Source organism: Phreatobacter sp. AB_2022a, assembly GCF_026847585.1.
Classification (GTDB): domain Bacteria; phylum Pseudomonadota; class Alphaproteobacteria; order Rhizobiales; family Phreatobacteraceae; genus Phreatobacter.
In genome coordinates, this window is record NZ_JAPSET010000094.1 from 1 (window position 1) to 9,957 (window position 9,957).

A 9,957-nucleotide genomic window follows, 5' to 3' on the forward strand; every position below is an offset into this window, starting at 1 on the left:
CGCCACGGATTCGCCGAGCACTTCGGCACGGACCGGACGGGCCGGCGAGAACAGCGCGCCCTGGGCGAACCTGACGTCGTGGTCGAGCAGGTCGACCACCTGCGGCTCGCTTTCCACACCCTCGACGATGAAGTCGACGCCGTAGCGCGCGAACAGGCCGGCGAGATCGGCCGGATGGATCGCGGTGCCGACCTGGCCGGGATGGCCGAGCAGCAGGTCGACGGGCACCTTGACCTGCCGGAAGCCCTGGGCCGCGACGTCCCGGGGCTCGAACCGGAGGTCGGTGACCGCGTCCAGCGCAAAACGGAAGCCGAGATCGGCCAGCGCGCCGAGCGTCTCGCCGTCGAGCGGCGCGAGATTGCGCATGGTCGCCTGCCGCAGGCCGATGACCAGCGAACCGGCCAGCGCGCGGTTGCTGTCGAGCAGGGCAATGAGCTCGCTCGCGAAAGCGGCGTCGGAGAGCGAGGCGCCGGCTATGTCGCAGACGAGCCCGACATCGCGGTTGCGCGAGGTGAGCCGCTTGACCACCTGGATGCAGCGGCTGACCGTTTCGATGTCAAGCGCCGGCATCAGCCCGGCAGGCTCGGCGATGTCGCGATATTCGGCGGGCTGCAGGAGATCGCCGGCAGCAATGCGCAGCCGGACCGAAGCCTGGTACCAGCGCACCTTGCGCTGCGGCAGCGTGACGATCGGCTGGAGGTAGAGATCGACGCGGCGCGCGTCGATCGCGCCGCTGATCGAGGCGATGGCCTCGGCGCGCGTCAGGCCTTCGAACACGGGCGGCAGGACCGCCGCGGCGGCCGGTGCGGGCTCGGCCCGGTCGAGCCGCTGGCGCAGCGTCTCGATGAGCCGCGAAGGCACCGCCCGGCCCGCCGCCGGGGCGGAGACCCCACTCGCAGCCGGCGCCGGCTCGCCAGGCGCGGCTTCGGGCGGCGCGGTGACCGGCTCGGGGGCGGCTTGTTGCACTGCGGGCGGCGCAGCGGACGCCGCTGCCGGCTGCGCGTTGGCGCCGAGCCTGACGATGGCGGCTTCATGCACCTGCAGCGTCTCGGCGAACTGCTTGACGAGGGCCCCGAGCTGGCCGATCTCGCCGGACAGCGGCGCCGTCAGGGCCCGCGCCTGATCGACGGCAAGGGTGTCGAAACGGTCCACCCTGCGGGCCAGTTCGGCCAGATCATGGGCCAGTTCGCCATTGGCGCGCGCAAGCTCGGCCATGCGCGCCTCGGTCGCAAGGCGATCGGTCGCCTGCTGGCCGCCATAGTGGCCGATGACCATGGCGAGCAGCAGGCCGAAGCCGATCGCGGCGGAAAAGCCAGCCTCCACATGGGCGACGAGATAGGCCAGCGCGGCCACGGAGACGGCGATCGTCACCATGCAGAATGCGACGAAGAAAGAACTGGAACGAGGCATAGGTAACGGTCTTCGTCCCCCCGGCGTGAAGATCGGAGCCTGCAATCGCTGCGGGTGGTTTCGGGTGCGACTGCGCTCGATCGCGACATTGCCCCGAATGCGGCTGATTCGTCTTCATCGAAGCGCGGAAAACAAGCCGAATTGCGCCGCATGGCGGCGGTAACGGGCGGCGGCCTCGGGCCGGCCGTCGCGGACTTCGCCCTTGGTCCTATTGCATTGCAGCATGAAACTGATGATTGTTGCCGCCCCTGGAGGTAACGCCATGCCCGTTCGTGCCATTCGCTCCCTGGCCTTCGAGGACCTGAAGGTCGGCCTGTCGGAACTGGTGCTGAAGACCGTGACAGACCAGGATATTGTCGGTTTCGCCGACATTTCCGGCGACCAGAACCCGATCCACCTCAGTGACCTCTACGCCTCCAAGACCCGGTTCGGCCAGCGCATCGCCCACGGGCTCTACACGGCGAGCCTGATCTCGGCGGTCATCGGCACGCGCCTGCCCGGCCCCGGCGCGGTCTACATGTCGCAGACCCTCAACTTCAAGGCGCCGGTCAAGATCGGCGACGTCGTCCGCGTCCATGTCGAAGTGGCCGAATTGATCGAGAACCGCCAGCGGGCGCGGCTGGCCTGCGAATGCGCCGTCGATGCCACCGTGGTGCTCGACGGCGAGGCGTGGGTGCGCGTGCCGTCCCGGCTGGAACTGACCGCGGCGGCTTGACGGCGGCGGCCGCCGGCGGCAGGGTCCGGCGCGCTGCATCCAGCCCCTGTGACCGTCAAAAGCCCAGCCAAGCCTCCATGCCTCTGATCCTGCCGCCGAGGCGGCCTTCCCCGGCCTTTCCCGTGCTCGACCGCGCCGCGCCGGCACCGGATGCGCTTGCCGGCAGCGTCGTGGCAATCGGCAATTTCGACGGCGTTCACCGCGGCCATCAATATGTCATCGAGCAGACGGTGGCGCTGGCGCGCCGGCTCGGGCGCAAGGCGCTGGTGCTCACCTTCGAGCCGCATCCGCGCGCCTTCTTTCAACCCGACAGGCCGCTGTTCCGGCTCGCCGACGGGCCGGCCAAGATCCGGCTGATGGCGGCGCTTGGGCTCGACGCGGTCGCGGTCGCAGGTTTCGACAAGGCCTTTGCCGCCCTGTCGGCGGAAGCCTTCGTCGGCGAGGTTCTCTGCCGCTGGCTGAAGGCCGGCCATGTGGTGATCGGCGAGGACTTCCACTATGGCGCCGGCCGCGGCGGCAATGCCGCCAGCCTCGTCGCCGCGGGCGCCGCCCATGGCTTTGGCGTCACCACCATGGCGCCGCTGCGCGAGGGGGGCACCACGGTGTCGTCGACGGTGATCCGCCAGGCGCTGAGCGAGGGCCGGATCGACGAGGCCAACCGGCTGCTCGGCCATGCCTGGTTCATCTCGACCGAGGTGATCCATGGCGACAAGCGCGGCCGGACGCTCGGCTATCCCACGGCCAATCTGCGCCTCGCGCCCGATTGCGGGCTCGCCCATGGCATCTATGCGGTGAAGTTCGGCCTCGACGGCGCCTGGCACGACGCCGTGGCGAGCTTCGGCCGCCGGCCAACCTTCGACAATGGTGCGCCGCTTCTGGAGGTGCACGTGTTCGATTTCGCCGGCGACCTCTATGGCCGGCCGGTGGATGTCGCCTTTGCCGGCTATATCCGGCCGGAACTCAAATTCGACGGCCTCGATGCGCTGATCGCCCAGATGGATCAGGACAGTGTCAAGGCGCGGGCCATCCTTGCGGCCTGACGCGCTTCCGGCCAGGGAGATCGGACGATGACGGCTTGGCGTTTTGCGGCGGCCCTTCTATGCGCGTTCCTGATCGGCGCCAATGTCAATCTGGCCGCGGTCATGCTGCCCCAGCTGATGGTCGGTTTCGCCATCGCGCCGCCGCTCGCCATGTTCGCCTGGCAGTCCACGGTGATCGCCGCCCTCGTCGCGCTTCTGCTCGGCGGCCTCGTCGTCCGGCTGCTGCCGCAACAGAGGGCGTTCAACGCGATCCTGGTGATCTATGCCGCGCTGACGCTCGCCTCGACCTTCGTCGGCCAGTTCGAAGCCTTTGTCGTCGCACGGGCGCTGCAGGTCGGCGCCGGAATGCTCATCCTGTCCTATCTGATCTATTTCCTGATCCGTGACGACCGCCCGGAAACCTCAGCCGTCGTAATCGGGCCGCTCTTCGCGACCTTCCTCATCGGCTACACGACCGCCTCGATCAGCGCCGGCTGGGTCGTCGATCGCCATGGCTGGCGCTGGGGCCTCGCCGCCATGCTGCTGGCCGCGCTGCCCGCCCTCGCCGTGCCGGCACGCGGGCAAAGATCCTGAGCAGGACGGAAAATTTGGGGCCGGCCTCAGCCGGCCGCCCTCAGCGCCGCCTCGGCCATCAGTCCGGCGAGAAAGATGAGCCCGGCATCCCGGTTGGACTTGAACAGCCGCAGGCACAGGTCGGGGTCGGAAATGTCGAGCCGCGCCACCTGCCAGGCAAGGTGCAGGGCAAAGGCGGCGAGCCCGCAATAGGCGAGGATGGAGCCGCCGAGCGCCCAGAGCGCCGCCGCAAACAGGAAGACCGCCCCGGCATAGATCAGGGACAGGATCACGGGCGTACGCTCGCCGAACAGCAGGGCGGTCGACTTGACGCCGACGATGGCATCGTCCTCGCGGTCCTGATGGGCATAGATCGTGTCGTAGCCGATGACCCAGAGGATCGAGGCCGCATAAAGCAGCACAGGCGGCCAGTCGAGCCGGCCGAAGGCGGCGGCCCAGCCCATCAGCGCGCCCCAGGAGAAGGCCAGGCCCAGCACCGATTGCGGCCATGACGTGATGCGCTTCATGAAGGGGTAGACCGCAACGATTGCGAGCGAGGCGATACCGAGCGCCCAGGCGAACGGCCTCGCGAGCGCCAGCAGAACCAGCGCGCCAACGACCACCTGGCCGATCAGGAAGAGCTTGGCCTGACGCGACGTGACCTGGCCCGACGGCAGCGGACGCGAGCGCGTGCGGTCGACCATGGCGTCGATATCCCGATCGACCAGGTCGTTGTAGGTGCACCCCGCGCCGCGCATGGCGACCGCACCGACGGCGAACAGCAGCATGTGCCAGAGATTGGGCAAGGGCTGGCCGGCCGCGATGGCCGCGAAGGCCGCCGACCACCAGCATGGCAGAAGCAGCAGCCAGGAACCGATCGGCCGGTCGGCACGGGCGAGCCTCAGATAGGGGCGCCAGCCCGGCGGTGCGATCGTGTCGACCCAGGAACCGCGGACAGCATCGGCAACGCGGCCATCGGTCATCGTCATGGTGGCTTACAAGGCGCCAGGGGTGCGCAGGTCCAGCTGCGGCCGCCGGCCGGGGCCGGGTCCGAACGGATTGGCGCCGCCCGCCTCCGCCTGGCGCCGCTGGCGATCGAGCTGGGCGACACCCTGGCAGGCCTGACGCCGGTTGCGGGTGACGTTGTTGAGACCGTTATTGACGTCGTTGACCATCGATTCCGGCAGCTGGCAGAAATCGGCGTTGTCGGTCACCCATTTCTTCAGGCGCTCGAACGAGGTCTGGGCCGTGCCGAGCGCGTTGCAGGCGCGCTGGGCATTGGCGCGGGCCTGGTCGAACGAAGTCGGCCGGCCGCGCGGCATGGCGGCCTGGGTCTGCTGCATGATCCGCTGATGGTTCTGCAGCAGCGGCTGGAACTCGTTCTGGCAGATCTCGTTGGCTTTGGCCGGCACGGCGGCGACGAGGACGCCCGCGGCCATCAGCCCGAGAAGCAGCGAACGGTTCGGCAGAAAACGATGCATCAGTCGGTCCCGGAAGGCGTCCGCGGACGAGCGGACCTCAAAGAAAAGCGGCATTGTCCATACCAATCCGACATGATCGTGGCAATGTGCCGACCCGTCGCGGAGCCGTCCTTGTCAGATCGGGATGCCGGCGCTATGCGGCCGGAGGATGGCCGCGACGGCGGCAAAGCTTGCCGCAAGGCCGGGATTTCGCTCATGGCGCTTTATGATTTCGGCGCGACGCGCCTGTTCGTGCGGACCAGCCTCGGTGCCGGTGTGGTGATCCCCTGTGACCGCGACCAGACCAATTATCTCGTCAATGTGATGCGGCTCGCCGACGGCGCGGGGCTGCACGTCTTCGACGGCCGGCAGGGCGAATGGCGGGCGACGCTGCGGCGCGCGGCCAAGAAGACCGTCGAACTGGTCGTCGAGGCACAGGTGCGGGCGCAGACGCCGGCCGGCGACCTCTGGCTCGTCTTCGCGCCGCTGAAACAGGCCCGCCTGGACTATATGGTGCAGAAAGCAGTGGAAATGGGCGTTTCGCGCCTCGTTCCCGTCGCTACCCGCTACACCCAGGTCGGCCGGGTCAATCCCGACCGGATCGAGGCCAATGCCATCGAGGCCGCAGAACAATGCGGCATCCTGACGATTCCCGAATGCGCGCCGATGCAGCCGCTCGACACGGTCCTCTCGGCCATGCCGGTGGACCGGCGCGTCATCTTCTGCGACGAGGATGCGAGCCTCGCCAATCCCGTCGACGTGCTTCGCCCGCTCGAGGCGAACCCGGCACCGCTGGCCGTGCTGATCGGGCCCGAAGGTGGGTTCGCCCCCGAGGAACGCAGCGCCATCGGCAGGCGGGCGAACACGGTCGCCCTGTCGCTCGGCCCCAGGATCCTGCGCGCCGACACGGCAGCGGTCGCGGCGCTGGCCGTGGTCCAGAGCACGCTCGGCGACTGGCACCAATAATGGCGACATTGGCGCGGATTCGAACCGGCTTAGCCGGGACGAGGTCGCAAATCAGCGCGAACGGCCATTTTTCCGGCAAAAGTCAAACGATTTAAGTTCACGCAATCTTTCAATCGGTTACAAAACTAAGGCGGCGCGTGATCGCTCCGGCCACATTTTCGCCCCACCCCGCTTCAGCCTGTTCAGCGCCGCGGCCCAACGAGACGGGGGCTGGTCGCGGCCGCGCGGCCCGTGGAACCAGGGGAACGCGCCGACAGTTCAGTGCCCGAACAGATGGAGACACTCATGTCGGACACCTGCCGTTTCGGTATAGAAGAGGAATTCTTCGTGGTGGACGCGGAAACCAAGGCGGTGATGCGGCGCATGCCGCCGGCCTTCTTCGACGCGGCCAAGCAGCGGCTCGGCGACCGCCTGAAGGGCGAGCTGCTGCAGTCGCAGGTCGAGCTGACCAGCTCGGTCCATTCGTCCTTCGACACCGCCCGCACCGAGCTGAAGACGATGCGCGCCATGCTCGGCGAGGTCGCGGCCGAACATGGCCTCGCCATTCTGGCTTCGGGCACCCATCCGACCGCGCTCTGGGCAACGCAGCGGGCCAATGACACGCCCCGCTCGGACAGCGTCATGCACGACCTGCAGATGCTGGGCCAGCGCAACATCGTCTGCGGCCTTCACGTCCATGTCGAATTCGACGACCTGACGCGGCGGGTCGACGTGATGAGCCGGATCATGCCCTATGTGCCGATTCTCATCGCGCTCTCGACCTCCTCACCGTTCTGGCAGACGCGCGCGACCGGCCTGATGGGCTATCGGCTCGCGGCCTATGACGAATTGCCGCGCACCGGCCTGCCGGAGCTGTTCCGCAGTGAAGCCGAATATGACGACTATATCGCGCTCCTGGTGGAGACGCGGGTCATCGAGGATTCGAGCTATGTCTGGTGGGCGATCCGGCCCTCGCGCAAATATCCGACGCTGGAGCTGCGGGCGCCCGATTGCTGCACCCGGGTCGAGGACACGCTGGCGATTGCCGCGCTCTATCGCACACTGGTGCGCCACCTCATCCGCAATCCCGAGATCAACGCCAATCTGTCGGCCGTCTCGCGGGCAGTGCTGCAGGAGAACAAGTGGCGCGCCCAGCGCTACGGCGTCCACGGCAGCCTGATCGACGAGAAGCGCCGCATCACGCTGTCGGTGCGCGACGTCGTGGCCGAGACGCTCGACCAGGTGATGGACGAGGCCGAGGCGCTGAACTGCGCGCGGGAGGTCGCCCATTGCATGGAGATCGCGACACGGGGCACCAGTGCGGACGGACAGCTCGCCGTCTGGAAATCGGCCTTGAGCCTGGCCGAAACGCCGCACGACGCGTTGCGCGCGGTGAAGACCTGGATCGCCCAGGAAACGCTGCAATAGCCAACCCTGCAATGGTCCTTGCCGGACGATGGCGCCTGGCTTGCCCGGTCCCGTCACGCGACCGGGCGGCCTGCGGCGAGCAGTTTCCGGCCGGTGCGGCTGACCGGCAAGGTCAGCCCGCCGTCGAGATGAAGCACGCCGGCGCTGCGCTTGTAGCCGTCCGCCGGCAGGGCGTCGAAGGCCACCCAGTGTGAGCGATGGATGCGCACGCCGCGCCCCGGGCCGAGCGCCGCGGCCGCCTGCGACAGGCCCATCAGGATCAGGGCCTCGCCACGATCGGTGTGGACCTTGAGGTAGTGGTCCTCCGCGCTGAGCGCGATGAGCCGCGCCCGGCGCAGCGCCACAGGCAGTTTCGCGGTCAGGGCGTCGACTTGTTCCTCGCCCGCCGCAGCCCGCGCGATCACCGGTTCGGGCAAGATCCCGGCCGGCGCCGGGATCGGCTGCATTGTCGGCTGCAACCGTTCCCGGATGACCCAGACCACCGTGCCGAGGATCAGGTTGAGGCTCAGCGTCTGAAAAACGAGCTCGCCGCGGTTCACGTGGCGAAGCACGTCAGGCGTCCAGAAGCGCATCTGCAGCTCGACGATGAGCGCGCCCGGCAAGGCCGCCACGACGGCAATGGCCAGCATCGCCCAGAACGGCAGAGCGCCGCCGAACAGGAAACGCCGCGCCAGCACCGTCATCGCCATGACGAGGAGGCTGATGGAGACGACATTGCCGACGAAATGGACGAGCCTGACCGGAAGGCTCATGCCGATATAGGAGCCGAACGGGCCGATCACCCCCAGGACCAGTCCGGCCCCGATCCACAGGGCGAGGAGGCCCCCGCGGGACCACGCGGCAGACCAGAGGCGGCGGGACGCGGGCCTGCCTCCGGCAAGGCTGGTCATTGGCGAAATATCCGGTGCCGTTGGCGCATTGGGGCGAGATTACGCGCCGTGCCGCGCCTAGACAATCGGGCCTCACCCGGAGGCCCCCGCTTGAAGTACCTCGCCATCATCCCGCTCGCGCTCATCGTCGCGGCCATCGGCGGCCTTGCGGCCGCGCTCGCCATCTCGCGGCCGGCGCCGCCGCCGCCGCTCGCCGCCATGAGCGAGGCCGATCAGCTCCTGGCAAAGCCGGCCGGAGCAGTGCCGCCCTACAGCTATTATGCCGCGCGCGACGGCGCCCGCCTCGCCTATCGCCTCTATGGGGGGCGGCCGGGCGGCGGCGTCGCGGTGCTCGTACACGGCTCGACCGGCCTAGCCATCGCGGTTCATGCGGCTGCGCGCGATCTCGCGGCGGCCGGCATCACCACCTATGCGATCGACTTGCGCGGCCATGGCGAGAGCGGATCGCTGGGCGATATCGGCTATCGCGGCCAACTGGAAGACGATCTTGCCGACCTCGTCACGGTGATCGAGCAGCGCTTTCCGGGCGAACGGCGCCTGCTCGCCGGGCACTCCCTCGGCGGCGGCTTCGTCCTGCGGGCCGCGGGCGAACCGATCGCGGCCCGATTCGACGGTTTCCTCGCCCTTTCGCCCTTCATTTCCGTGCGCTCCGGCACCAGCCGTCCGGGGACCGGCGACCGGGCCAGCGTCACCGGCGGCTGGGCCAATGCCGCGGTCCCGCGCATCACCGTGCTGTCCCTGCTCAACGGCCTCGGCATAACCGCCTTCGACGGCCTCGACGTCATCGCCTATGCCGTTCCGCCGAATGCGGAGGGCAAGCGGGCGCGGATCTATTCCCACCGCCTGCTCGCCAATATGAGCCTGCCGCGCGACTGGCAGCCGGCGCTTGCCCGCATCGCCAAGCCCGCCGCCGTGCTGGTCGGCGCGAACGACCAATTGTTCGTCGCCTCCGCCTATGCCGCCGAGATCCGCGCCGCCAATCCGACGATCGGTGTCGAGGTGCTCGCCGGGGTCGACCATATGGGCATGGTGATTCAGCCGGCCGCGACCGAGGCCATCGTTCGCACTGCCGGGCGACTGCTCGGCCATTGAAGCGAAAAGGGCTCCGGAACGCCGGACGGCCGATCAGAACAGGCTGCCCTGGCCTTCGCCGCCGCCCTTGCGCGGCGGGCGCGGCTCGGAGCGCGCCGAGGCCGTTTTTGCCGGCGTGTCGCCCTCGGCGCGGGCGGCGACGCGCCCGTCGGCGAATTCGATCGACAGGGCGAGCCCGGCCGTCACCGCCCGGGCTTCGCGCAGCGGCCGGCCGTCGGCATCGCGCACCAGCGCAAAGCCGCGCGCCAGCACGCCCTGATAGGACAGGGCGCCGAGCAGCTTGGAGGCCCCATCGAGCCGCTCGGCGTGGCGGCGCAGGATCAGCGCCACGGCGCGGCGGGCGCGCGTGCCAAGACCATCGAGCCGCTCGGCGTTGCGGCCGATGCGCTGGCGCTGCGCCTCGGCATAGACGCCGAGCGAGCGCG

At 69.0% G+C, this 9,957-nt stretch carries 11 protein-coding genes; 6 read left to right on the forward strand and 5 right to left on the reverse strand.

From position 1 onward, the window contains the following. The coding region (locus OZ671_RS31365; RefSeq protein ID WP_268864339.1) for an EAL domain-containing protein at nucleotides 1-1,374 on the reverse strand (1,374 nt) is incomplete at its 3' end. A gap of 298 nt (nucleotides 1,375-1,672) precedes the next feature. On the opposite strand from OZ671_RS31365, the gene OZ671_RS31370 reads away from it, so the two are divergent. The 3 genes from OZ671_RS31370 to OZ671_RS31380 all read left to right on the forward strand — a co-directional run bounded on the left by OZ671_RS31370 (nucleotide 1,673) and on the right by OZ671_RS31380 (nucleotide 3,738). Then, nucleotides 1,673-2,125 carry a MaoC family dehydratase gene (locus tag OZ671_RS31370; protein WP_268864340.1) on the forward strand — a complete coding sequence of 151 codons (453 nt, stop codon included), beginning with the start codon at nucleotides 1,673-1,675 and terminating at the stop codon, nucleotides 2,123-2,125. Between the two features lie 77 nt (nucleotides 2,126-2,202). Beyond that, complete coding sequence (locus tag OZ671_RS31375) at nucleotides 2,203-3,165, forward strand: bifunctional riboflavin kinase/FAD synthetase (RefSeq protein ID WP_268864341.1); 963 nt, start codon at nucleotides 2,203-2,205, stop codon at nucleotides 3,163-3,165. 27 nt (nucleotides 3,166-3,192) lie between these two features. Next, entirely contained in the window at nucleotides 3,193-3,738 is a 546-nt protein-coding gene (locus tag OZ671_RS31380; RefSeq protein ID WP_268864342.1) for a hypothetical protein, read from the forward strand. Between the two features lie 26 nt (nucleotides 3,739-3,764). On the opposite strand, the gene ubiA is transcribed toward OZ671_RS31380, so the two are convergent. Then, nucleotides 3,765-4,706, reverse strand: a complete 942-nt coding sequence (gene ubiA / locus OZ671_RS31385; RefSeq protein ID WP_442957151.1) for a 4-hydroxybenzoate octaprenyltransferase — start codon at nucleotides 4,704-4,706, stop codon at nucleotides 3,765-3,767. A gap of 6 nt (nucleotides 4,707-4,712) precedes the next feature. Then, the gene (locus OZ671_RS31390) at nucleotides 4,713-5,198 is read right to left on the reverse strand and encodes a hypothetical protein (RefSeq protein WP_268864343.1); all 486 of its coding nucleotides are present in this window, start codon (nucleotides 5,196-5,198) and stop codon (nucleotides 4,713-4,715) included. A gap of 195 nt (nucleotides 5,199-5,393) precedes the next feature. On the opposite strand from OZ671_RS31390, the gene OZ671_RS31395 reads away from it, so the two are divergent. Next, on the forward strand, nucleotides 5,394-6,143 hold the full coding sequence (locus tag OZ671_RS31395; RefSeq protein ID WP_268864344.1) for a 16S rRNA (uracil(1498)-N(3))-methyltransferase: 750 nt from the start codon (nucleotides 5,394-5,396) through the stop codon (nucleotides 6,141-6,143). A gap of 285 nt (nucleotides 6,144-6,428) precedes the next feature. Next, nucleotides 6,429-7,550, forward strand: coding sequence for a carboxylate-amine ligase (locus tag OZ671_RS31400; RefSeq protein ID WP_268864345.1), 1,122 nt, complete (start codon nucleotides 6,429-6,431; stop codon nucleotides 7,548-7,550). Between the two features lie 53 nt (nucleotides 7,551-7,603). On the opposite strand, the gene OZ671_RS31405 is transcribed toward OZ671_RS31400, so the two are convergent. Beyond that, entirely contained in the window at nucleotides 7,604-8,440 is an 837-nt protein-coding gene (locus OZ671_RS31405; RefSeq protein ID WP_268864346.1) for a LytTR family DNA-binding domain-containing protein, read from the reverse strand. A 90-nt stretch (nucleotides 8,441-8,530) separates the two neighbouring features. Between OZ671_RS31405 and OZ671_RS31410 the strand changes: the two genes are divergently transcribed. Then, entirely contained in the window at nucleotides 8,531-9,532 is a 1,002-nt protein-coding gene (locus tag OZ671_RS31410) for an alpha/beta fold hydrolase (RefSeq protein ID WP_268864347.1), read from the forward strand. Nucleotides 9,533-9,565: 33 nt separating this feature from the next. On the opposite strand, the gene OZ671_RS31415 is transcribed toward OZ671_RS31410, so the two are convergent. Beyond that, a partial coding sequence (locus OZ671_RS31415) for an exodeoxyribonuclease VII large subunit (protein ID WP_328286414.1) occupies nucleotides 9,566-9,957 on the reverse strand: 392 nt, incomplete at its 5' end.

What these genes read in the sequence shown, in the direction of transcription:
- OZ671_RS31370 (WP_268864340.1), top strand. Translation starts at nt 1,673, where the DNA reads ATGCCCGTTCGTGCCATTCGCTCCCTGGCCTTCGAGGACCTGAAGGTC.
- OZ671_RS31375 (WP_268864341.1), top strand. Translation starts at nt 2,203, where the DNA reads ATGCCTCTGATCCTGCCGCCGAGGCGGCCTTCCCCGGCCTTTCCCGTG.
- OZ671_RS31380 (WP_268864342.1), top strand. Translation starts at nt 3,193, where the DNA reads ATGACGGCTTGGCGTTTTGCGGCGGCCCTTCTATGCGCGTTCCTGATC.
- ubiA (WP_442957151.1), bottom strand. Translation starts at nt 4,706, where the DNA reads ATGACGATGACCGATGGCCGCGTTGCCGATGCTGTCCGCGGTTCCTGG.
- OZ671_RS31390 (WP_268864343.1), bottom strand. Translation starts at nt 5,198, where the DNA reads ATGCATCGTTTTCTGCCGAACCGTTCGCTGCTTCTCGGGCTGATGGCC.
- OZ671_RS31395 (WP_268864344.1), top strand. Translation starts at nt 5,394, where the DNA reads ATGGCGCTTTATGATTTCGGCGCGACGCGCCTGTTCGTGCGGACCAGC.
- OZ671_RS31400 (WP_268864345.1), top strand. Translation starts at nt 6,429, where the DNA reads ATGTCGGACACCTGCCGTTTCGGTATAGAAGAGGAATTCTTCGTGGTG.
- OZ671_RS31405 (WP_268864346.1), bottom strand. Translation starts at nt 8,440, where the DNA reads ATGACCAGCCTTGCCGGAGGCAGGCCCGCGTCCCGCCGCCTCTGGTCT.